The 24,664-nt window shown below is 43.0% G+C and carries 19 protein-coding genes; 4 read left to right on the top strand and 15 right to left on the bottom strand.

Features of this window, described 5'->3' with window-relative positions; translation table 11 throughout:
• The 3 genes from CXF72_RS02535 to CXF72_RS02525 all read right to left on the bottom strand — a co-directional run bounded on the left by CXF72_RS02535 (position 1) and on the right by CXF72_RS02525 (position 2,442).
• Complete coding sequence (locus CXF72_RS02535) at positions 1–741, bottom strand: ABC transporter permease (protein WP_101036682.1); 741 nt, start codon at positions 739–741, stop codon at positions 1–3.
• A 106-nt stretch (positions 742–847) separates the two neighbouring features.
• The gene (locus CXF72_RS02530) at positions 848–1,624 is read right to left on the bottom strand and encodes an ABC transporter substrate-binding protein (protein WP_101036680.1); all 777 of its coding nucleotides are present in this window, start codon (positions 1,622–1,624) and stop codon (positions 848–850) included.
• Positions 1,625–1,674: 50 nt separating this feature from the next.
• The gene (locus CXF72_RS02525) at positions 1,675–2,442 is read right to left on the bottom strand and encodes an ABC transporter ATP-binding protein (protein ID WP_101036678.1); all 768 of its coding nucleotides are present in this window, start codon (positions 2,440–2,442) and stop codon (positions 1,675–1,677) included.
• A gap of 297 nt (positions 2,443–2,739) precedes the next feature.
• Here CXF72_RS02525 and CXF72_RS02520 point away from each other — a divergent pair, with 297 nt between their 5' ends.
• Both CXF72_RS02520 and CXF72_RS02515 read left to right on the top strand, forming a co-directional pair.
• Positions 2,740–3,309, top strand: coding sequence for an acetate uptake transporter (locus tag CXF72_RS02520; RefSeq protein ID WP_101036676.1), 570 nt, complete (start codon positions 2,740–2,742; stop codon positions 3,307–3,309).
• Between the two features lie 848 nt (positions 3,310–4,157).
• Positions 4,158–4,727 carry an acetate uptake transporter gene (locus CXF72_RS02515; protein ID WP_101036674.1) on the top strand — a complete coding sequence of 190 codons (570 nt, stop codon included), beginning with the start codon at positions 4,158–4,160 and terminating at the stop codon, positions 4,725–4,727.
• Positions 4,728–4,797: 70 nt separating this feature from the next.
• Here CXF72_RS02515 and CXF72_RS02510 read toward each other — a convergent pair whose 3' ends face one another.
• The 3 genes from CXF72_RS02510 to CXF72_RS02500 all read right to left on the bottom strand — a co-directional run bounded on the left by CXF72_RS02510 (position 4,798) and on the right by CXF72_RS02500 (position 11,385).
• Positions 4,798–5,559 (bottom strand): class I SAM-dependent methyltransferase, encoded by a 762-nt coding sequence (locus CXF72_RS02510; RefSeq protein ID WP_101036672.1) that lies wholly within the window; start codon positions 5,557–5,559, stop codon positions 4,798–4,800.
• A 150-nt stretch (positions 5,560–5,709) separates the two neighbouring features.
• The gene (locus CXF72_RS02505) at positions 5,710–10,272 is read right to left on the bottom strand and encodes an ATP-binding protein (protein WP_101036670.1); all 4,563 of its coding nucleotides are present in this window, start codon (positions 10,270–10,272) and stop codon (positions 5,710–5,712) included.
• Positions 10,273–10,641: 369 nt separating this feature from the next.
• Entirely contained in the window at positions 10,642–11,385 is a 744-nt protein-coding gene (locus tag CXF72_RS02500; protein WP_101036668.1) for a thermonuclease family protein, read from the bottom strand.
• Between the two features lie 263 nt (positions 11,386–11,648).
• Here CXF72_RS02500 and CXF72_RS02495 point away from each other — a divergent pair, with 263 nt between their 5' ends.
• On the top strand, positions 11,649–12,164 hold the full coding sequence (locus CXF72_RS02495; RefSeq protein ID WP_101036665.1) for a YbaK/EbsC family protein: 516 nt from the start codon (positions 11,649–11,651) through the stop codon (positions 12,162–12,164).
• Positions 12,165–12,339: 175 nt separating this feature from the next.
• Here CXF72_RS02495 and CXF72_RS02490 read toward each other — a convergent pair whose 3' ends face one another.
• On the bottom strand, positions 12,340–12,630 hold the full coding sequence (locus CXF72_RS02490; RefSeq protein ID WP_101036664.1) for a SemiSWEET transporter: 291 nt from the start codon (positions 12,628–12,630) through the stop codon (positions 12,340–12,342).
• Positions 12,631–12,805: 175 nt separating this feature from the next.
• On the opposite strand from CXF72_RS02490, the gene CXF72_RS02485 reads away from it, so the two are divergent.
• Positions 12,806–13,651: a helix-turn-helix transcriptional regulator gene (locus CXF72_RS02485; RefSeq protein WP_101036662.1), complete on the top strand. Its 846-nt coding sequence runs from the start codon at positions 12,806–12,808 to the stop codon at positions 13,649–13,651.
• Between the two features lie 338 nt (positions 13,652–13,989).
• Here CXF72_RS02485 and CXF72_RS02475 read toward each other — a convergent pair whose 3' ends face one another.
• The 8 genes from CXF72_RS02475 to CXF72_RS02450 form a co-directional block, all read right to left on the bottom strand.
• Positions 13,990–14,358, bottom strand: coding sequence for a hypothetical protein (locus CXF72_RS02475; RefSeq protein ID WP_101036660.1), 369 nt, complete (start codon positions 14,356–14,358; stop codon positions 13,990–13,992).
• Between the two features lie 63 nt (positions 14,359–14,421).
• Positions 14,422–14,610 carry a hypothetical protein gene (locus CXF72_RS19230; protein ID WP_157823176.1) on the bottom strand — a complete coding sequence of 63 codons (189 nt, stop codon included), beginning with the start codon at positions 14,608–14,610 and terminating at the stop codon, positions 14,422–14,424.
• Between the two features lie 419 nt (positions 14,611–15,029).
• Positions 15,030–16,244, bottom strand: coding sequence for an HlyD family efflux transporter periplasmic adaptor subunit (locus CXF72_RS02470; RefSeq protein ID WP_101036658.1), 1,215 nt, complete (start codon positions 16,242–16,244; stop codon positions 15,030–15,032).
• The gene (locus CXF72_RS02465) at positions 16,234–18,492 is read right to left on the bottom strand and encodes a peptidase domain-containing ABC transporter (RefSeq protein ID WP_101036656.1); all 2,259 of its coding nucleotides are present in this window, start codon (positions 18,490–18,492) and stop codon (positions 16,234–16,236) included. The genes CXF72_RS02470 and CXF72_RS02465 overlap by 11 nt, the downstream gene beginning before the upstream one ends.
• Before the next feature lies 1 nt (position 18,493).
• The gene (locus tag CXF72_RS02460; RefSeq protein WP_101036654.1) at positions 18,494–19,837 is read right to left on the bottom strand and encodes a TolC family protein; all 1,344 of its coding nucleotides are present in this window, start codon (positions 19,835–19,837) and stop codon (positions 18,494–18,496) included.
• Between the two features lie 122 nt (positions 19,838–19,959).
• Positions 19,960–22,629: a tetratricopeptide repeat-containing sulfotransferase family protein gene (locus CXF72_RS02455; RefSeq protein WP_101036652.1), complete on the bottom strand. Its 2,670-nt coding sequence runs from the start codon at positions 22,627–22,629 to the stop codon at positions 19,960–19,962.
• A gap of 198 nt (positions 22,630–22,827) precedes the next feature.
• Complete coding sequence (locus CXF72_RS19225) at positions 22,828–22,992, bottom strand: hypothetical protein (RefSeq protein ID WP_157823175.1); 165 nt, start codon at positions 22,990–22,992, stop codon at positions 22,828–22,830.
• Between the two features lie 709 nt (positions 22,993–23,701).
• A partial coding sequence (locus tag CXF72_RS02450; protein ID WP_198552479.1) for a hypothetical protein occupies positions 23,702–24,664 on the bottom strand: 963 nt, incomplete at its 5' end.

Genomic DNA, 24,664 nt, shown 5'->3' with positions numbered 1-24,664 from the left:
CTACCTCGTTTTAATTGTATATTTACGTTCAGCCCAACTAAAAAGGAGACTGGAAACAGACGTAAAAAAAAGAAAAACTAGCGCAATGGCGATATAAAAGGTAAAAGGTTGTTGAGTCGAACCACCCGCATCCCCTGCAATTTTAACCATATCCTGTAAACCGATAACTGAAACCAACGCCGTTGTTTTTAATAAAACTAACCAATTATTTCCTATTCCCGGTAGCGCGTGGCGCATCATCTGGGGGAACATCACCCGCAAAAAGAGTTTGTATTTGTTCATACCGTAAGCCGTCGCCGCCTCTAACTGCCCCTTTTCAACCGCCAAAAAAGCACCGCGGAATGTTTCAGCCATATAAGCACCAAAAATAAAACCTATGGTAATAATGCCCGCGATATAAGGGCTAATATTAATATAATCGGGTAGATAGGCAGTCCACTCATGCTGTGGATTAAAATCGGTTAGTAACCGGTTAAGCCATTCATTTAAGTTGTAACTCAAATTGTTGACTAATACCTGCCCACCAAAGAAAATCAGCAGCATTAGAATCAGGTCCGGGATACCACGAATGAGCGTCGTATACAGTGTCCCAATGCTCTTAAAAAAAACGGAATGCGATAATTTAGCCAATGCCCCCAGTAGCCCAAGAAAAACAGCCAGCAATAGTGACAGCAATGCCACTTGAATGGTTAGCCATGCACCTTCAAGCAATATTCCCGAGTAATTTTGTAGTTCAACCATAATGATTTCTTTTTTAATAAAAAAGGATGGTTTCCCATCCTTTCAGCCCCGTCTCATTTTGAGTCTATAGATTCAAAATGAGGGAAATAGAAGCATTAATCAACGCTTACTCTTCACTACCATAAACATCAAAGGTAAAGTATTTATCTTGGATTTTTTGGTAAGTACCATCGGCACGAATCGCTTTAATAGCAGCATTAAATTGCTCAACAAGATCTTTATCTTGTTGACGCACGGCAATACCGGCACCTTCACCAAACCATTTAGGATCGTTTAGTTTCGGACCAACAAGTTCAAATTTATCACCGCCTTCTTTTTCTAATAATCCACCGGTAATTGCCGCTGAGTCAGCCATTATAAAATCTAAACGACCTGCTTTAAGATCCAGATATGCCTCATCGGCCGAGCCATAACGTTTGATTTCAGCATCCGGGTAGTTATCAGAAATATAAAGATCCATTGAAGTTGCACGCTGTACACCTACTTTTTTACCCGCCATAAACGCCGGGGATCCTTGATACTCAGTCCCTTTTAAAGCGGCAAACCGAGCCGGAATATGCTGGTATTTATTGGTAAAGGCAACACGTTTTTTACGCTCTTCGGTAATATCCATGGTTGCTACAATCGCATCAAATTTACGCGCCATTAACGCAGGAATAATGCCATCCCAATCTTGTTTTATTAAGGTACAGTCTGCCTGCATTTCAGCACACAAAGCATTCGCTATATCGATATCAAATCCGGTCACGCTGCCATCGGCTTCTGTTTGACTAAAGGGCGGGTAAGCACCTTCAACACCAATTCTAATCTGTGTCCATTCTTTCGCCTGCGCAACATTAACTGACAATGTAAAGAGTGCGATCAACATACTAATTTTTTTCATGTTATATCCTTAATTTAAGTAAAGTAAAGTTTAATAGTCTGATTTTAGGGTTAGTAAACCGAGGAGATGAATTGCTTAAAACGTTCAGATGAAGGGTTTGAAAAAATATCTTCCGGTTTCCCCTGCTCTTCAACTAAACCTTCATGTAAAAAAATAACTTTATTAGACACATCACGGGCAAAAGCCATTTCATGGGTAACAACCAGCATGGTCCGTCCCTCTTCAGCCAACCCGCGCATAACACTTAATACTTCCCCTACCAGTTCAGGATCAAGTGCTGATGTTGGTTCATCAAATAACATCACTTCGGGCTCAACCGCAAGCGCACGTGCAATCGCCACACGCTGTTGCTGACCGCCGGATAACTGCCCGGGGTAAAAAGATTTTCTTTCATACAAACCGACACGCTGTAAAATAGCATTGGCTTTTTCAATTGCTTCTTTTTTAGGCACACCTAAAACATGCACAGGGGCTTCAATAACATTTTCTAAAACAGTCATATGCGACCATAAATTAAAACCTTGAAAAACCATTGCTAAACGCGAACGGATACGTTCAACTTGCTTAATTGAAACGGGCACTGCACCCCGTTTTTTATCCTGTTTCATTTCAATCAACTCACCATTCACCCGGATTTCACCTGAGCTTGGAGTTTCCAGAAGATTAACACAGCGCAGCAAAGTACTTTTACCCGATCCTGAAGCGCCTAAAATAGAGATAACATCACCTTTATAGGCTTCTAAATCGATCCCTTTTAATACTTCATTAGCTGCAAATGACTTATGGAGATTTTTAATCGACAACGTCGGTAATATCATATGATTTAATTCATTTTCTATGGGTGAAAGTAGTTTTCATATTTTAACAGTTATTGTAAGGCAAATTAATAAAATTAATATAAAGCTTATCTGTTAATAGAATTTCAAGCTCAGTAAATATAAAGCTCATAATGTACGTTATTTCCACGGTTATTAACAGCCTGTTAACTGTCTGTTAACAAACAAATATTCTAAAAGGGTGAGCTGTCATTTATTTTTATAATTACCTTGTTCCAATTTTTTGTCTCATGTATCTTGCGCTTCAATTAATCACATGCAACAAAAAAGGTATATAAAATGACACAAGCTATTAACTACGCTAATCCAGGTCCCTTAGGTCTGATGGGATTTGGCATGACAACCGTTTTACTAAATATCCACAATGCAGGTTTCTTTCCGATCAGTGCAATGATTATTGCAATGGGTCTTTGTTACGGGGGTCTTGCACAGATTATCGCCGGAATATTGGAATACAAAAAAGGCAATACCTTTGGATTAACCGCCTTTATCTCTTACGGCTTTTTCTGGATAAGTTTAGTGGTATTGCTTATTCTGCCTAAATTAGGTTTAGCAGATCCAACACCCAGTGGCTTTATGGCCTGGTACCTAATAATGTGGGGTATCTTCACAGGCTTCATGTACATTGGCACCTTACGTGCTAATAAGGTCTTACAGTTTGTCTTTGCAAGCTTAACGGTGCTTTTTTTCTTATTAGCAGCCAAAGATTTGACCGGTTCGGCACTGCTTGGCAGAATCGCTGGTTTTGAAGGTATTATCTGTGGTTTAAGTGCAATTTATTTGGCCATGGCTGAAGTGATTAATGAACAGCATGGTAGTGATATTTTACCTATTGGTAAACCGGCATAATTTAAGTTTATGAGTTAGTTTTTAGCGGCTTAATGCTTGACATAAGAACCGGGTAGCGATACCCGGTTTAGCTTTTCTTTTACGGTATCCCCTGTTTGACATAAATATCAAAGCACTTTTTTATTGTAATGCTGAACATTGGCTTTTTATCGTTTTAAGAAAGCACACAATAAGGACATTTAGAGCAACATCAAGCAAACTATCAACATTCGGATTTACCCACAATACATTCCATTGCCAAACGAATACGTTTAACTTAGCTTAATTGCAACTGGAACTGCCCCGTTTTTTATCCTGCTGCATCTCAATCAACTCATCCTTCGTCAGAGCTTGCAGAGTATTAGCATAGAGTACTAAAGTACTTTTAGCCGATCCTTAAGTCCACAATAAAGATAATATCACCTTGATAGAGGTCTAAATCGATCCTTTTAATAGGTGATTAGCTGCAATCACTTGTAAATATTTTTAATTGATAATATCAGTAATGTTATGTAATTAAATTTATTTTATAAGGTCAAACATTTCCCAGATTATAGGCGTAATTATAGGGGGAATTAATAACAATCTTATTCATTAATAGCGTTTAAAGTTCACTAAACACAAGTTTAACAATCTACGTCATTTCGGAGGCCAGCAAATGATTGTCAACAATTAAATAAAAAATATTAATATTAAACGATTAAAAGCCTAATTACGTGCGTAAAATCTGAGGTTGAAATCGTATTGTTGACAATCACCCATAACAAAGGGTGAGTTGCAGCTTGTTTTTATAATTAATCTCATTATATTTTTTTTCCTCATGCTATCTTCGCGCTTCAATTAATCACATGTAAAAAAAGGCATATGACATGACACAAGCTATTAACTACGCAAATCCAGGTCCTTTAGGGCTGATGGGATTTGGCATGACAACAGTTTTACTTAATATTCACAATGCCGGTTTCTTCCCGATCAGTGCAATGATTCTCGCAATGGGGCTTTGTTACGGAGGTCTTGCACAGATTATCGCCGGAATATTGGAATACAAAAAAGGCAATACTTTTGGATTAACCGCCTTTATCTCTTACGGCTTTTTCTGGATAAGTTTAGTAGTATTACTTATTCTGCCTAAATTAGGTTTAGCAGACCCGACACCAAGTGGCTTTATGGCCTGGTACCTAATAATGTGGGGTATCTTCTCAGCCTTCATGTTCGTCGGTACCTTGCGTGCTAATAAGGCTTTACAGCTTATATTTGCCGGCGTAACGGTGCTGTTTTTCTTATTAGCAGCCAAAGATTTGACCGGTTCGAAACTGATTGGCACAATCGCAGGTTTTGAAGGTATGCTCACGGGCTTAGGTGCAATCTATCTCGCCATGGCTGAAGTTATCAATGAGCAGCATGATGGTAATATTTTACCAATAGGTAAACCGGCATAATACAATTTTTAAGTTGATGAGTTCGTTTTTAGCGGCTTAATGCTTAAAAAATCGGGTAGTCATACCCGGTTTAGCCTTTATTTTGCGGCATCGCCTGTTTGACATAAACATCAAAGCGATTTTTCTTGGTTTTAATACTCATCGTTGGCTTTTTATCATTTAGAAAAGGCGCATAGTCAGGGCGTTTAACAACCACCCGATAACGCGCAGCGTTGATAGCCACTTCAAGCAAACTATCAGCGTCCAGATCTTCCCCCACAACACCTTGGAAAACACGCATTTCCTTTTTCACTAATGCAGATTTCTTTTTATGAGGAAACATAGGATCCAGATAAACAACACCGGTCTGATGGTGTTGTAAATATTCACTTGCCGACCCAAAATGCAGTTTCATTCGCTGTTTCATCCAGGTCCCTATTTCCAGGTTTAAATAAGCCCTTTCTAAACCATCTTCAAGCAATGCGGCAGCAACGGTGGAACGCTCGATCATAGTGACATTACAGCCCAGTGAGGCTAATACAAAAGCATCCCGACCTAGGCCTGCCGTCGCATCAATAACATCAACCTGCACGCCGGGTTTTAAACCTATCGCCTTGGCAATCGCCTGCCCTTTACCGCCGCCAAATTTGCGGCGATGCGCCACGCTACCTGAGACAAAATCCACAAATACCAATCCTTGCTTAGGATCGTCTTTTTGCTCAAGCGCTAAATATTCGGGTAAAAGCTGCAATTGAAAATGGTCATTTTTGGTGCTTATAAAACCCCATTTTTCACGTAATATTTTTGCTTTCTGACTTAATACTGAATCGTTACAAATTAAAGGAATATCCATTCCATTTCACCCTACTGACAATCATGTCGGATTTATAGCAAATGCTATTATTGATAGCAACCCCACTAATAAGGGGAATGGCTATCGCATTTTAAAAATGCATAAAAAAAGCCAGTCAATTGACTGGCTTTTTTAGCTTAATAGTAAAAGTTACATTGGTGTTACGATATAGAGCAAATCACCGCTAGAGACCTGCTGACCGTTAGCATTGATAATACGTTCCACACGGAACTTAGTATCCCCGTCATATAACTCAGCATTCTGACGGTTAAAGCTGGCGAGCGTAATAGGTGAGAACATTTTCATCGCTTCCATTAAACCGAGCGTTTTCTCAACATTAACAATATCACCCTCTGCTACAAAATCAGGCTCTGCGGGTGAGGAAGCACGGTAAAAAATACCGGCACTTTGTGCCATTACTTTTAATTCATTACTGCCGTCAACTTGGATAGAAAGATTAGATTCACTCGTTGAAGCCGAAGCTTCCATCTCATCAATCATCACCTGTTGATCAAGCCTAGCCATGAATTTTGGTAAATAAGTTGTATCGTAGACGCCGCTCAAGAATGTTTCATCTTTTAGAATACGTTTCAATAAAGGAATATTGGTCGCAATCCCTCTGATAACCACTTTATCCAAGAACTTCAATAATTTCTGAACAGTATCATTACGATCATTACCGCGACAGATAAACTGCGCAACTAAGCTGTCGTAATATGGCGAAACCTCTTTGCCCTCAGCAATCATCGACATTATTTCAATATCATCCTGCTCAGGAACAGAATATTCAACCACTTTGCCAGGATGCGGTAGCAGCTGCATAACACCATTATTATCCAATGCCGCTTTTTCCGCTGTTACACGGACTTCAATGGCATAACCTTTCTTCTGCGGCTTAAGATCTTCGATACTCTTACCCGATGCAATATCATACTGTGCAGTCACGATATCAATACCTGATGTTGCCTCCGTAACAGGATGCTCCACCTGTAAACGTGTATTCATTTCCATAAAGTAGATTGCGTCTTGATCCAAGTCGTAAATAAATTCAACCGTACCTGCACCCATGTAATCAACTGCGTCAGCAAGGGCTGCCGTATGCTTTAATACTTCCGCTTCTAAATGAGCAGGCAACATAGTTGACTCTGACTCTTCGACTACTTTTTGGTTATTACGCTGTACCGAACAATCTCGAATACCCAACACTTTAGTATTACAATGTTTATCGCGTAATAGCTGAACTTCAATATGACGTAGTGAAGTAATGTATTTCTCAAGGTATAAATCACCGTTTCCAAATGCGCTACGCGCTTCTGCTGAAACCTGACTAAACCCGGAAAACATATTTTCCGCTTTTTCAATTACCAGAATACCCTTACCGCCGCCACCGTTTACGGCTTTGAGTAACACCGGGTAACCCATCGCATTAGCAATATCAAGTGCCTGCTCAGCACCCGTCAGAATACCGTGACTGCCGGGCACGACAGGAACGCCGTTGTCTTGAGCGGTTTTAATAGCGTTGGATTTATTACCCATAGTCAACATGCTATTCATGCTTGGACCAACAAAGTTAATGTTATGACCAACACATAAATCGGCAAAATGAGGGCTTTCAGATAAGAAGCCAATACCCGGGTGCAGCGCATCAACTTCTTCATAGGCTGCAACCTTTAACACTGAGCTGGCATTCAGGTAACTTTCATCGGAAGTATTTCCCCCTAAACAAACCAGTTTGTCACCTTTACCTAACATATCGGCAGGGACAGATGTCATATCCGGATCAGACGCGACCAAGACAACTTTTATATTATTTTTCTGAGCGATACGAATTAATTTAACCGCGGTACAACCACGCGCATGGATCAGCACTTTCCTAACCGGTTCCATTAACTCGCGCGGATCTGCCTGTGAAAAATCATCTTCAGTGAGATCACAAATGGGCACAAAACCCTCAAGCGCGCGCTGAATAGTCTCTTCAATGGTGATCGATGGCAGGGGCATGTTTTTATCAATTTCACTTAATTTGTTATCAAGATCGTTCGAAAACGGATTGATAACTAAGGCATCCATGGCACCCGGCACACGCGATAAATAGTTAGATAAAGTCGCTGTTGATGGCAGGTATGCGGGGACAACCATCTGTCCTGCAAAGGGCATATTGGTACCGGACAGATAATAGGTTTGTGCTAAAGGATGGGTTACAAAACTTGCCTGTGCACCACCAGTACAGTCACCGTAACCAAACATCACAACGGGTAGATCGTTATCACGAATAAAACGTGTAATTCGGTCATTAACCACTGCCATAGAAAATAATGCAGATGCACCTTCTTTAGTTTGCATACCGCCAGAGCTGATAAAGGCCACGACCGGAAAATGGTGTTTAGCGCATTTCACTAACAAAGCACAGAATTTTTCTGCACTGGCCATATCAAAGGCGCCCGCTTGAAAAGCCAGATTTGAAACTGCAACACCGACTTTTTGGCTTGCACCTGACTCTAATGTAAACTCACCAACGCCAGTTATTAAACCACAAGGTTTAATGTTTTTATCAAGTGCATCTTCAATTGACAAACGGAAACCAGGAAACTCTAATAAGTTGGCGGTCATTAAATTGGCTTTTGATTCTTTAAAATCAGTAAAGAATTTATCCAAAATAATGTCCGAAGAATTATTCTTTTTGTTTTTCTCTTCACGCAGTACAGCTTGAATCAACAGATCCTGATAACCCATTGTTAAACGATTCCAGAAATCTTTACGACGTCCGATCCGTACGGGATTAATTGCACCGCTATATTCCGATGCACCATCGCGACTTTTGTAATACTCAGGTAATAATTTTTCGAATATATAGGTCAAAACAACGAATAAACTGGAGTTCATCTGCGGATAACCAACACTCTTCCACTCTTCCACTTTAGCCAGAATGTCACCGCGTCCACTTTGATCCGTAAAATACTTTAACCACGCATTAAAGGTAGATTTTAATTGCTCATAATCATCATCACTTACTTTGTTTAAGGCGCCTTTTAACGAGCTACGCACTAATGATGAAACCGAATCACGGGATAACTCTTTGGTTGCCATCGCTTCTTTCGCAATTGAAGCAAGGTTGCCCATGGTATTGTCATAAAGCGCATTAAACACCAGCATATGGCGGCAATGAACAATAAAACATTCACGCGTTTCTTTATGTGCAACCACATCTATTGCAGTAAGCTTGCTGAGTTCCGGCCAGGAATCAGTAAGGGGTAAGTTATTCTCGTCTTCGAGGTAATCAATGACGGCACGGAAATTATTTGCAGCGCTGGTTTTCCAACGATTATATAAAGACCAAGTTAAATTAATTAATAATTCGCTTCTGGCATTATCATAATTTTGCTGTGGTTCTCCAAGAATAAATTTGGTGAAAATATTACGCTCAACGCTTATATCATCACGTTTAGAGAGGAATTTTTTCCAATTTTTATTGAGCGTATCGTCGTAAATTATTTTGTCGGGATTCTCCAGCCAATTAACAAAAACTTGTTTACGATCCGCTTCAATACGAGAGTCTAAATCACCCTCTGGCGCGGTCAGTTTAGAGAGACGCCCATACTCGTTCATTTGGATTGCTTTGATACGCGAACGCAGAGTTAAATAACGCATATAGCGGTAGGTAGTGCCGAAAGCATTGTTATGAACAGTTGGATTTTTGGCAATTAAATGGACGTTATCAGACGCATTTTCAACGGCAACTAATTTATTAGAAGGATCTAAATAACGCATCAAGCTACGGTTATAATGCTCTAAAATATCCGGATACTCACGAACGAAACTAACCGACTTTGTCTCTATGGATAAAATGCTCGAGACAATGGCTTTTTGCAGATTATGCTGACGTTCATCCTGATCCACCGGAGAGTAGTCAACAATCCCATCAATGCAGCCGTTCTCATACAACTCTTCAGGAGAAACACCAACAGACTGGGCACACTCCTGCCACGATAGATTATACTTGCGGGCAATGCTTTGTAAGCCTTTTGGCTGAATTGTATTAAAAATACCGTCACGCACAGACAATAGGATGTTCGCAGTCGCCAGCGGTATTGCACCGCCAGAATAACCAACACCCACAACAATCCCAACGGTGGGTACATCAACATTTGCACTTTCAGTGATCATTTGCGAAATACTGTGTGCTTGGTTTTGACGATTGGCTTCTTCGCCTGCATCGGCGCCAGGGGTATCAATTAAGTACACAATGGGTAATGACAAATCAGCAAATTTACGAATTGTCTTACTGGCAGCCAAGTGATGCTCTGGCATCCATGCACCGTTATTGGAGCTGCGTTCTTGAGCAATAATACCGATACGACGCATATAACCGCCGAAATCAAACTCCATTTCAGCACTGTAAAAAGCACCGTTTAGCTGCTCGGTGATGATTTTTCCGTTAAACCCAGCAACTATTTTTTTAGCACCTGGACGTTTATTATCTTCGGCCGGTTGTACTGTTCGCGCAATATAGGCGTCAACATCAAGCTCATTGATAGTAGAAAGATTTGATTTGATGCGCGCGCGATCAATCAATCCTTCTAAACCTTCAGTATTTGAAGGAAGTGAATTGTCTGGAAATAATGAGAAATCTTTCGCGATATGCTCAGCATGAAGAAATAATGGATCTGCAATTTTATTTGCTTCAAAATGAGAAGAAGAAGGTTTCACTGGCATACGATACCCTTAAAAATAGTGATAGAAAAAATAAATTGCCATAATTTACAACTTATTAACTTATGGATCCACTGTTGATTTTAACTTCATATTAAAAACATTAATTAACAAACGTAATATAGGTAATAAAAATTAATAAAAAATCCCTTTAACAGCAAAAAAAGTTAAAGGTTAGGTCTTCTTGTTTTTTATAAAGTTGATTGTTATGAGCAAGATATATGCAATTTTCTTTACAAAACCGGTAATGATTAAATTTTTCTGTAGAGCAATTAAGTTTAAGTTAAGTGCCATTGTTCGAAAAATCAATAACTCAGCTCATTTCAATTACACTTAACATACTGCATGTTAATAGTTAAAACCGATATTAATTTAGGGCAATATTTGTGCTGGATGATAAACACTTAATTGTAACTGTCCCTGAGACCATCTTAAATTACCTGTTAATAAAATACTATTATGCAGTCCAAACTGTGTGCCCAATGTTTTAAAATGATTTAAGGTTTTTCGGTTCAGATTGACTTTCAATTTACCATCTAAAGTCAATTGCAAGCCTCGATTAGTTTGCTGCACAGCTGTAACTTGTCCTCTAATATATTGATAACCTTTATTCTTAAGCGATAAACTTTGCGCTTTTAAAGGACTAAAGTCTGCCCATACTCCTTTTTTTGCCAGACGCGCTTGTCGCTCTGCATTCTGAAAGCATTGCCAAAACAGATCGTTTTTTCCTATCACCCAATGTCTGGCAAGGCCGGATTGTAACTGTAACAAGCCTAAATTCGTCCCTGTTCGAGTAAATACATAGGCCAATAATCGGCCATATTTATCAAATTTGGTTTGGTCAAAGATTAACTGTAACTTGTCTCCCATTTTGGCCTGTTCTTCTAATAAACGCTTTGCCGCCAGTGCAAAAGGCTGAGATTGACGCTTATTCGAATAATCAATCTCGGGCGTATTAATACCGATAAAGCGAACTAATTGCCCATTATCCAGGGTCACGGTATCACCGTCATTAATATATTTTAACGTGACGGTTTTATGCACTGAAAATTGAGGGCAATCAGCCAGCAATGATGTTGAAAAAAGAACATACAATAGCAAGCTAAATATTCGCACAAACAAGATCCTCGCTGAATATGAAAAACCGTAAAACCGATTAGAAAGAATTAATCCCCGGCAGCATTATTAAAAACAGGAAATCCGCGAACAGCATTCAAAACAGCCCCCTAAATTACATTTTTCGACATTCAATGACAATCGGCTTAAATCCTGTGACAGTTAGGTTTATTGGACTGCAGAATCTCTCTTTCATTACCCGCTAATATGGAGAGTAGACTATACTCTAACGTGTGTCTTTAGTATTTTTTGAGGAGGTATTTATGGGCATTGCAATCACACTTAAAGCGTATTTTACCAATGAAAAAATCCACTACGATACGGTTAAACACCGGCGAGCCTTAACACTGTTAAACTCATCTCGTTCGGCTCATCTGCCCGCTCAAGAAGTTGCTAAAGCCGTTCTGCTGCAAGATGATGAGGGTGATTACCTGATGGCCTCTGTGCCTGCAAATAGTCGCCTATCGTTGATCGGTGTGAATAATCTCACGGGCAAGCATTACCAGTTGGTCAGTGAATATAAACTGCAGGAACTGTTTCCAGATTGTTCCCCGGGAGCTATTCCCGCAATGGGTGCCCCCTACAAGGTGAAGATGTTAATTGATGACAGTTTACTTGCTTCCGAATCTGTTTATATTGAGTCAGGAGATCATCAAAACCTGCTTAAACTAACCCATCAGGAATATAACCATTTAGTGGCTAATATGCTGCACGGCGATATTCGCGGCACCCATGTTGGCGTTCCTCATTTTAGGGAAAGAAAGAGCCATGACGGGTAAATATCAATGCCCCTCTTTTTCCAATAAATTGGGGCTATAGGTAAAGCAGTTATTTTAATCACTAACACATCTTTTTTAACTGTTGCTGATCGACAGGATATGCATTTTTAAGACTATTCTGATAAATATAGTCTGCCCTTCCGTAAATCAACTCTCTTTCATTCCGAGACCAATTTTAAGAGTAGATCCTGTTTTTATCTTTTTTGGCAAAGAACTCATTATAAATTTTAATCGATAAAATAGTGGTGGCCAGTATAAATGTAATTAGGTTGGCAACTATCATTGCACTATCTTGTTTAATTAAACCGTACGCCAGCCAAAAAGCCACACCTAAAGTAAAAAGAGTATACATAGCTAATGATAATGAGGTGGTATCTCTGGTTTTTATCACTTGAATCGCTTGCGGTAAAAATGAAAGTGTTGTTAAGAAAGCGGAGGTAAATCCTAAAATTTCAATATTTGTCATGCTATCATTCCGAATTATCTGTTCTGTGTGGGTCAATATTGTCGCATTAAATAACAGCTACAATTTTTTTCTCATTCTTGAATATATATTATATCTATAGTTTGGTTATAGGTTATGGAATAAGCTTGCATATTTTTGTCCAAAACTCTCATAGGGCATTATTTATAGGTATTAAATGACGATAGAATGGAAAGATATTCTTGAAATTGGGCCTGAATGTAATGAACGTTTCGTAGAATGTAAAAAAGTGCCTGAATTAGCGGAACTTGATATCGCACTATCAGGTGTTTCTGACTTAGCCGGGCATTATTGTGTTGGTCGGCGTGATCCGATTTGCCACACTATTATCTACGGTGTGCAGGGCAGTCTTGAACTTTATACCGAAGCCGGACATCAAAGGGTTGAAAAAGGTAACTTGATCACTTTACCTGCTCACAAACCCTTTTTAATTAAATTAAAGGCACCTCGTTGGTCAATGGTTTGGTTTGACTTAACTGATTCCACGCGCTGGTATGATCTGTGTATTAATCGTCCATCGGTATCGGGGTGCGAAAGCACAAGACAACTTTTTCATCTGTTAAGTTTGATTTATTACGAACGAGATCAAGTTTTACGTGAATCCCCTATGAAACAGTTATCCTATTATTTACAAGAGACCCTAAGCGCGCATTCCCCTAACTCAGTTGAGCATCTGCGGATTAAGCAATTGATAGGCGATTTTGAAAAACGCTTGCACTTTGATTGGTCAATCAAAGAAATGACGCAGTTAATCCATTATTCAGAATCACACTTACATCGATTATTTCAAAAAAATCATGGCAAAAGTCCGCTTCAATATTTGATATTTTTGCGTATGGAACGTGCAAAATACCTTCTAACCCATACCAATTGGTCAATAGAGCAAATAGCGGATCAAGTGGGATATAAAGATGTATTTAATTTTTCTAAGCGCTTTAAAAAATCCATTAGCATGCCCCCGGGTCAATACCGAAAACGGAAGCTAAATTTTCCCAGAAGCTAAGACATTGCCTGTAAATCAGTAGGTTGTAAATCTGTAGGTTGTAAATTCTTATATGAACTTTACCGGTTCAGCTGGTGCACATGTCGCGCTAAATCAATATCATATTTTAAGCATATTGACTGTGTAACCACTGGGTAAAGGCTTTAAATTTAGGCCGCGTCTCCATGCCTTTAGGGCAAATCAGCGTATAGTTCATTCCGGCGGGCAAAGTACGTAACCCTAAAAAAAACTTTTACTGATTAAATCACAGGGGAAAAATATCACCCCGCCGTCTGATTAAGCCTCTCGGTAACTGCAAATGGCCGGCCTAAATGAGCGACGCAAATCCAACTTTTCTTTTACTTTTCATCTGCTAATGCATTAAAACCTTTGCCCAAAACATTCGAATAATTCTGCACGGAGAAGGGTTCAAGCTTGACACCAATACTGCCGATACGAACCCATATTTTAACAATCTGAAATGTTTCCCCTTCTTTGTCGGCGACGGTCTCTACGTTTTCAGCAACAACAATATCTTCACTTTTAAATTCAAGCAGCGTGCCATTGTTTGACAGGGGGGTCAGGCGCAAAAAAATTTTATTAGGCTCGGACGCACTTTGTTTAGCTTGCCCGACGTAAGGGACAGCTTCCCTCAACAAACGATTTCTGTTTGAGTACTTTTCAAGCGCACGCTCACGGCTAATCACTTCAATGATATTGGATATCATAACAATCCTCTTTTTTGTTGTTCAAAAAAATTAACAAAGGCTGGCTGCAATTGCATGCACTGCTTAAATGCGAATTGGCAGAAGATAATCTTCCGGCTTAATCCTGCTGGGATGCAGATACCCACCACCCTGGTTCTTTTTCATACAATAAAGCGGCTTGTCATCCAGCAGAGATAACACCTCTTTTGCTCGGCTTTTATAACCATTTCTAAAGGCAAGCAATGCTTGAAATATCGCTAATAGCCTGATCATTTTTGGCACTTTCAGGATCACCCAGCGGTTTTTGCATTTAATCCCCTGCCCAGTTTCTGAGGATGAGCAACTTTATTTTTAATTCTAATCAGAGCCGTATAAACGACTGTAATTTATGCCATACGTTTTAACTATTTATTCTCCCTAGAAGCTTAGCTTACTATTTATATTTTTGAATTTTAGAGATGAGATTATCGACATATTGAGTTTATTTAAGACGTTCCTGCCGTAAAATAACGACTGTAAGCAGTGAGGAATAACGGAGATGATATTTCAGAAGCATTGTTAATAAGCGCATTTTCAGCGCCTATTGAGGAAAGTATTGATCAGTTTAAACCTTTACTCGCAGTAAAATATTATCAGCCGGCAATATTGAGTGCCGTCATTTAATTCGCTCACGGCTCTGAAACGCCCTAAAACTAGCGCTCGCCAAAGGATTCAGAGAGCGTTTTACGCAGCGGTTTTAACAAATAGTTAAGCACGGTTCTGTCACTGGTTTTAATATCAACCTGGGCTGTCATACCCGGCAGTATTTCTAATATCCGACCTGAGGTTGTGGTCACCGGCGAGGTTTTAGTGGTGACATGCACACGGTAATAAATCTCTTCCCCCTGACCGGTCTCTTCTTTTAGCGTATCTCCACTGACGTAGATAACCTCGCCGATAACACCGCCAAAAATGGTGTAATCAAAGGGATCAAAACGTATGGTGGCCTGCAACCCCTTTTGCACTTGACCAATATCAGCCGGGCTGATCTTAGCTTCAATAATCAGATCATCATCGATCGGGATAATCTGCATTAATTCATCCCCACCGCGCAATACGCCGCCCAGTGTTGTTACGCGCACATTCTTAACGATACCCGGCAGCAAGGCAATAAAAACACTGTCGACTAACTGCTGCTGACGCTGGGTTAAAATCTGCACATTCTGCGCTATTTCATCCTCCGCTTTTGCCAATTCCGAACTGACCTCTTCAAGGTAGTTGTTTTTACGGTTAATAAGCTGCGCCTGTGCATCATTTAACGCCCGCGCAGAACGGATAACCTCGGTGCGGTTAACATCACCCGAGTCAGACAGTTCCTTAATTAATTCAGCCTCTTCCTGTGCTAATGAAACAGCCACCTTAAGGGTGCGTAACTCTTCCGATAAACCGGTTTGTTTCTGCTCAAATAAAGCACTTTCAACCTTCATTAAATCAGGAAAACGCTGCACCTCTTCTGGAAAAACTAAGTGTTTAGAGCCAGTCACTTCAGCACGTAAGCGGGTCGCCTTGGCTTTTAAAGCCGATAAGCGCACGTCGACTTCTTTTACCGACGCACCAATACGCGTTTGGTCTAACGTGGCCAATACTTCGCCTTTGGCAACACGATCGCCTTCTTTGACATTCAGGGTCGACAGAACCCCCCCGTCGACCGCTTGTATAATCTGCACACGGCTGCTGGCAATCACCTCCCCCGTCGCCCGCGCAACTTGATCGATCCGAAAGCTTGCTGACCAGACACCAAAACCTATCATGCCCAATAATAATACCCATAAAACCACGGAATAATTGCGCCGGTAATACCCTTCTAATCGCGCCGCCTTCTCTTTACCGCCGGCGTCATCATCTCCAAAAAAACTATCAAATAACATTAATTGATTCCTTTTTTATTACATCCTGATTAAAACTTTTAGGTGTCCGAGGGCCGGATGGCTTAGTAGCGGCAGCTGTGTTCGGTGCCTTGCGCTGCATCATTTTCGGCAGTACTGTTTCCGGTTTACCATCGGCTGAGATCTCGCCGCGCTGCATAATAATCACCCGGCTGGCCAATCGCGCAGCTAAGGCCGGCTTGTGGGTGGAAATAATCAGAATATCATCGGCTTTTACATACGCACTAATGGCCGCTAAAATCTGTTGTTCACTTTCATTGTCCAGCGATGCGGTCGGTTCGTCGAGCAACCAGATTTTCGGCTGAGCTAAAAAGACCCGTCCTAAGCCGACCAACTGCCGCTGTCCGCCCGACAAACCTTCACCCCCTTCGCTGATCGCCAAATCCATGCCCATCGGGCTGTCGGCAACGATCCGTTCAATCCCCAACTGTTTGGAAATCTGCAAAAGATGAGAGTCACTTACTGCACCAGAAAGTGTCAGATTACTGCGTAATGTGCCCTTAAAAAGATGCACATTCTGCGGTAAATAACTGACATGATCCGAGACTATATTCGGATCGATTTCCCATAAATCCGCATCACCTAAACGTACCCGGCCCTCACTGGGACGATACAAACCCGCCAATACCTTTAACAGGGTTGACTTACCTGAGCCAATCGCACCAAGCAATACCACACGTTCACCGGCCTTAAAGGTTAATGCCTCTATTTTTAACTGCCGAACAGGGGATTCCGGATAGGAAAAAGTCACTGCGTCCAATGCCATACTGTCGGGCGCCTGTTCAGGCAGCAGCAGGTTTTGATCCGTGCGGCGCTCACTATCAAGCAGCAACACCTGATTAACCATGTCTAATGCCTGAGACACACTTTGCCATTGGGAAAGATACTGAATGCCCTGTGACACCGGGGCAATTACCCGCCCGCCTAGAATACTGCAGGCAATCAGAGCACCCATGGTCAGATTACCTGCTTCAATCTGCCCGACCCCCACCACAATTGCGCAGACATAGGCGACGGTCGAAAGGCTGCCGGTGGTCACAGTAGCAAAATTACTGATCGCTTTCTGACGGATATTATAACGGGAAATAGTCGCGGTGATCGCCTGCCACTGCGTTGAAAAACGCCAGTTTGCATTACTGGCACGAATTGACTCCGCGCCCTGAATAACATCCACCAGCAGTCCCTGGCGTTCATTAGAGCGCATCATCTGCTCTTTTAATAAACGCCGTAAGCGTTTCTGAGTTATCCATCCTAATATTGCGGCAACAGGCAGCAGCGCCAGATAAACCCAGCCGATATGGCCGCCGATAACCGCTATAATAGCGATAAAAAACAGCGCAAAGGGCATATCAACTAGCGCAAATACAACGCCAGAGCTGAAGAACTGGCGCACCGAATCCAAACCGCCCACTTGTGCTGCCAGTGTCCCTAAACTGCGCGGCCGTGTGTCTAACTGCAAATGCGTCACATGGTCAAAGACCTGTTGCGAAACCGCTTTATCAACGGCGCAGCTAACACTGTCTAGGGTGCGAGCGCGCACTGTTTTTAACAGCCAGTCAAGGGACAGTACAATAAACATACCGGTCACTAGGGTTGTTAACGTTGCATAAGCCAGCGTCGGTACAACACGGTCATAAACCTGCATGGCAAAAATTGAGGTGGCCACGGCCAGAAAATTAATAATGACAGTGGCAATAATAATATCGACTAACCAGCGCCGCGTTTTAAACATTTCAGTAAACACTAAGCGCGCCGCTATATTGCCCTTAAGTGAAAAGATAGAGCTCTGCTCATTTTTAGGCGCGGTGCGCAGCCACAGTACAATCGCCTCCTCTAAGATCTGTTCAGAAAAATCACGACATTTCCCCGCCTCATTGGTTAGGGTTAATTGCGCGTCACTGCCCTGCTCAATCAACTGCCATTGATCCTGATAAAAAATAAGCGCCGGTAAACGACGCTGATCAAAGCGGCTCCAGCGCAGCTGTGCGGCCTGCACCCCCTGTAATTTCAGCGTATGCGCAATAAGACTGAAACGCTTGGCGGGTGCGGCATCGGTTAGCGATTTATCGGCCTGCTCACAGGCCTGTATTAATGCGCCCATCTGCACTGAAATATCCAGACGCTCAAAAAGTAATTTTAATACTTTAGCGGGCAAAGGTTGTTGTTGCAGGGAAGGATCAAGCGTTGCTGAGCTATCCTGTTGCGCGTTCTCTTTTTGCATCTCGGTCATATTATTCTTCAGCTCTGTTAAAACGGTTTTGATTTAGCCCGGCTTGTTTATCTAAACTACCGGTCAGTGACGCCACGCGTAAGGATAAAATTAACCAGTCATTTTTACTCTGCACCAGTTGAATCTGTAAGGCGGTCAGTTCACGTTGCATATTTAACAGCTCCAACCATGATTTTCGGCCTGTTTCGTACTGTCGTAAAAATGAATCCAAGGTTTCCTGCATGGCATCTACTGTTTCTTTATAAGCACTGATTAACCCCTGCTGTATCTGGCGGTTAAGCATCAATGAGCTAATCCGGCGACGAGTCTCATTAATCGAGCTGTCCAAATCATAACGCGCAGCGGCCAGATTAGCCTCTGCCCCTTTTACTCGGCCGCGTGCGACTAACCCCAGCCCTTCAAAACTACTTTCAAAGGTCAGACCGGCACGCAGATCATTATTGCCGCTTGTACTGTCTAAAAGATCGGCTTCCGCTCTAAAATAGAGTGTCGGTAACGACGCCAGTTTTTCTGTTTTAAGCCCCAGTCTAAGCACTTGTAAATTCTGTCGTTTAAGGAGAATATTAGCTTCTTGAGCAATCGCCAGCCGCTGAACAGCCGCATTCGAGGGTAATTGGGCCAGCACAGGATCAACGGCAAACTCTGTTGAAACTCGAATCTGAGTCAGGGTTTGCAGCTCCGATTGCGCATCGGACAGCTCCCCTTTAAAAGACAGCAACTGTGACTGCGCCTGCAGCAAACGCGCATAAGCCAGGCGCATGTCTGCTTCTGAGGATAACTGCCCTTGTTGGCGGCGCGCAAGGCGATCATAATAGCCCTGATGCGCCTCGGTATTAATTTCCGCAACCTGTATGCGCAGCTTTATACCCTCTATTTTTGCGTAAACCGTTGCCGTCTCTTCAAGCAGCTGGCGCTGAATATCCAATAAACGCCACTGCTCGGCATTAGCCTCGGATTCAGCCCGCGCAATTTCCGTATCAATTTTACCAAATGCCCAGATCGGCTGATCCAGCCGCAGGGTCGCCTGATTATAATTATCATTCACATTGCTGGCCTGCGTCGACAGTGTCGGATAACGTTTTGCTTTGGCACTGGAGACCCCATACTGCTGCGCTTCAAGCTCCGCCTGCTTGCCCTTTACCATAGGGTTGTGGATCATAGTCGCACGCAGTGCAGCGGCCAGCCCGGTAACGGCATTGGCAGGATTTTCCTGAGAGATTAACGGCAAGCGCGCGGCTTCTGATAACAGCGGTTCAGTCTCGGCCTGTGCCGCCGCTGCCATCACACTGCAGAGTGTTAATAACAAAAGCTTCACAGGCTTAAAATCAGCACTTTTTATTCGCATAGTTAATGATCTCTTAATTATTATTTTGCTTGAAAAATGTTCAGGTGCAGGGCATCAAGCCACTTAGCACACGGATTTAAGCTCTCACTCAAAAAAGGCGCTAAAGGGTAATATTGACCAGCCTAATTCACTTGTGTATGCAGGTTGTCAGATACTGCAAAATGATCATTGTCGATTTTTGCAGCCGGGCGAGTTTGCAACGCTTGCACTTTTTCTGTGTCGCCATTTAGCTGGTACGCTTTGATTAAATTATTCCGCCACTCTTTATGCCAGGGGGCTTTGGCCAGCCCTTTTTCAAGCAGCACAATACCCTCATCGAGGTGATTTTTACTTAAATAAACCAGCCCCAGCATGTAATTGCAGGCTGCATGTTCAGCATTGTGATGCAGCATTTTTTTAAAACTCCGCTCCGCGCCATCTAAATCATTTTTTTTATAGAGCGCCACGCCATCGGTTAAAAATCCGGGCTGCGGCAGGGTCAGCATATTGGTAATAGGATCGGGCAATATTTTAGCATTGCTGCCCTTTATTAAGGGAGCCAGATGTCCCTTATAAGACTTCCATTTCGCTTTTGAGGTTTTATATATTGGCTGACGTACCTGCCAGACACTGGCGGTTTTAACGGTACGCTGCAGTTCATTAAATTTAAGCACCTGCGGCTGCCAGTCAACGCCAATATAATCAAGCATCTTACGCGCAGCGCCTTCCAGATCATCAACCACATCCTCGTAATTCAATTCCAAAATCTCACCCGGAAAGATCTGCTGCCAGTGGTGCATCAGCTGATTATGGTCGGCCAGTTGCTCACCAATAGTTTCAAGGTCATAAGCAAAACCCATGCCGCCATGCTTTGCCTGATAATCGGTAAAATAATTAGAAATGGCAATATCCCGGGGGTCGCGGCGCACTGAAATTATTTTGGCGTTGGGAAAAAGAAATTTGATCAGACCAATATTTTCAAAATTATGGGGCAGTTTATCCAGCACATGTTTGGCATCGGGTTTATCCTCGGCAGCTAGTTCGATAAGCTCTGTGAGAACATTATTGGCAATGCCCTCGGCTGCATAAGCATTGAGATCATCGATGCAGTCGGGATAGCTGCGTCCCGAGCCCGTATGACGTTCCCAGCGGCTAAGCCCCTGTACAACCTGAGGAATAACCCCCAGCTCACCGGCGCCAAAAATATCACTGTGACCTGATAAGATCTGCTCAACCAAGGTCGTCCCCGAGCGCGGCATGCCCACTATATAAACGGGCAAACTCGAATCAACCCCGCACTCCTTACGATGTTCAAATAACGCCCTACAAAAAGCATGGCGCAAACGCGCGCACTGATTGCGGTGTTTTTTAGCGTTATAGGGTAAAAATTGTTTACTCGCGGCATTAGCCTGCTTTGCAAAGCCAAACGCCTTATCAAATTCCTGACGTTTTTCCCAGGCGGAGGCCAGCTGAAACAAAATACCCGCTTTCAGGCTGCCTTCCATACTCGGTTGATTAGCGGCAATTGCCATTTTATCGAGGGTATTTATATCTTCGGGAAAACGCCGCGCATTAATCAGCGCCGAATGGCCTTTGATCGGATCTATCTGTTTGACCCGCTCAAACAGTTCAAGGGCTTCGTCAATATGGCCCTGCTGCATCAGTTGCTGCGCCAGCCCCTGCAGTGCCGGCAGAAAATGTGCGTGTTCGGCGAGAATATCACGGTATATTTTTTGCGAGAGGTCAAAGTTCTGCTCCTGACTTTCCACCTGTGCCAGAGCATTACCGGCCTGCGCCCGTAGCCGTTTGATCTGCGCTAGCGGCTGCTCGGGGGTGTCCTTCAATGCCTGCCCCAGTGCCACTGCTTTTTCAGCGGCCTTGCGCGCTTTTTTATCAAAACGATGCACACAGGCACTGGACAGCTGTATCCAGAGAGTAATGTTTTCCGAATCGTTTTTAAGCGCTTTATGGAGCAGATTGACTGCCTGTATAAAGTGGCCCTGCACCTGTGCAAGCTCCGATAAAGTCAGGCACAAGTCGCTGTTATTCGGGTACTGTTTAAAATACTTACGTAGAATATAGCTGGCCTGCTGGTGCAGATCCGACTCGGCGAGTAAACGGCTGTATTGTTGAAGGCAATGAATAAACAACGCTTCTTCACACTCCCCCGCCTGCTGCTGCTCACACAACTGCTGCAGCCAGTCTTCGGCTTGAGCAGAGTCTTCATTTTTTAACCAGAGCTGCAGCTGCACAGTATTAAACTGTAACCAGTACTGCTGATAAATGCCACTAGGCAGCTCATCACACTGTTGCTCAAGCTGCTCAAAAGCCTTGTCCAGCTGCTCCTGTGCCTGTTGATAGAGCGCCTGATTAAGATACAGATTGAGCAGATTACCATGCACCACTAACCGTGAAGGCAACAACGCGAGCGACTGCTCAAAATGCTGTTGCGCACAGCTTTGCTCGTCCTGTAATAAACAGCAATAACCCAGACGCGCATGCCCCAGCGCATGCATTGGCTGCTCAATCAGAATCTCCGTGAGCATGCTGTTAGCTTCATTAAGTCGCTGCATCACAATTAACACTGCGGCCAGATCGCAACGGCCATCGTAGTCGAGCTCAGCCAAAGACTCCAATGCCTGCCCATAAAGTATTTCTGTCTGCTGTTTCAAACCCAGATGGGCGCAGGCGCTTGCCAGTAACGGCAAAATGGCCGGATTGCCTGTGTTCTGGTAAAGGCTTTCAGCCATCTCTTTTAACGGGCCATGTTGCTGCTGTTCAGCCAGTTTTCTTAATACGTTTAGTTCATTCATTCATTATACCTTCGCTTATCCAACAACTTATCTCATTTGGAAGTGACTTTGTATTGATGATGCCCAAAAAGTTGCGTGGTTTTTATGTCTTTAAAAATCAACCGGGCGAGCATTAAATCATGTTAAATAAACGCTTAAATCCTGCCAATATGACCCACGGCTACGGCGGGTTAATATCAGCAAAGGCAGTATTCCCCGTCAATAGCGATATAGGGTATTTTTACTTTCAGCACCATTTAATACAGTAAGGGTTTGTGATTCAGCCAAAGCAAGCATTTGCTGTTTACCATCTGCTAACTCAACAATTAAAATCATTTCATGCCCTTTTGAACATAAACAGAATAAAGATTGTAAGTTGTTCATTACAATAACCTAATCTTATCATTCATCATAATAATGACACAATAAAATCATCGATCATTCCAAATCTGAATAACGATTAACATTAGAATATGCTCTAGGTTCAAAATACTCAGATCTTGGAAAACTAAAAAATATTGAATCAAAATGCTAATGCAGATATACGCCGATAAAAACCGGCCTAAAAAAGCTAGCGCCAAGAATAATCGTCAATCGGCCATATATATCAGCTAAACGCCCTCCGCTTGTTGATGATTTCAAGGGCTGTAACATTTTCCACATCTGATACCTTTTATTGCTTCAGCCCCCCCTTAACTAACACTGGCTTTGAATATAACTGTCTCCACCACTAACAAACTTGCTCATCAGGTCTGTTGCTGATTTATGGATTGATCTGCATGCGGCATAAGATGATAGTGGTTGGACATAAGCGCGGCGAACACAAAAAGAAATACAAGGGCAATAAGGGGTATCTGAAAGGGAAACTTGAGGGTGACGAGATTGTGTCATAACTATCTACGGGCATGCAAAAAAGCATGCCTGAAAGAGTGATTAATTATATAATTTCGTTACCATTGATAGATGTGCAGTTATTCTCGGTTAGGCTGAAGCAACGGCCTGTTTCAATTGAGCCAACCCGCCTGTTGCGTCTCTCAAACAACAGATGCAACCGGGGTACAAGGCGGCGTAAGGCTGCCGCCCTGACTCCGCCTTACACCAGTCCCTGGGAGGTCAATACCCCAGCCGGCATCTGCTCAAGGTACACCTCGGAGAAGGTCTGCCCTGCGTTTGGATTAGCAGCCCAGTCGACTCTGGTAGACCGGTCATCTCTCCATAATACACCGGTGGATGATAATACACCGGAGGATGATTCTGCCTGCTTGTAGGCATAAAAAACGCCGTCGGAGTTTAAATTGTACCGCAAATCTCCGCCACCTTCAGGCGTTTCACTCCAACGTATAGCTGTACCTGTAACTGCTGTTGTTGCTTTTGCTGTTGTTGTGGCGGCTCCCACTGGATCGCCATCGGCCGCCAGTATCCCACCGGCTGCATCACCCACCAGAACGATCTGGCTATACTCACTCAAGGTTCCTCCACCCGACCAGATATTCCATGCTGCCTCGCCCGCTGACAGTGCGACATCAGGGTCAGAAGGGACGCGAATATAAATCAGATAATCGTCATCCACCGAAAACTTGTTCTGGCCATCGTCTGAAGACATCCCTTCCACCAGGTCGAAAACAACCACCGTCAGGTTGGCATCGATCATATCACCGTCCTGGCTGATCGCGGCGTCGTAGATAGCGCTGCTGTTCCCCGCACTGTCATCCAGCGTCAAACTGACAGGAATATCATCGATGGCGGCCACATCGATCCCCCCATGGGTCACCGTAAACTCCGCGGTGTAGGTGGTGTTATTGGTACGACTCAGATTGCTTAAGGCAAAGCCATCAATAGTGCCCGATAGATTACTGTAGGTATCACCGCCATCGTCATCGACCGTCAGGGTTACCGTGACCGTATCGCTCACCTTCATCTCCACGTCAGGGATAGAAACGCTGGAGATCACCGGGAGGTTGGCATCGATCGCATCACCGGTCTGGCTGATCGGGTCGACGTAGGTGGCGCTGGTGTTCCCCGCAATGTCATTCAGCGTCAGGCTGACCGGAATATC

This window comes from Psychromonas sp. MB-3u-54 (genome assembly GCF_002836415.1).
In the GTDB taxonomy this organism is placed as follows: Bacteria; Pseudomonadota; Gammaproteobacteria; order Enterobacterales; family Psychromonadaceae; genus Psychromonas.
The sequence above is the reverse complement of the archived record's forward strand: the minus strand, read 5'-3'. Positions and strand labels throughout refer to the sequence as shown.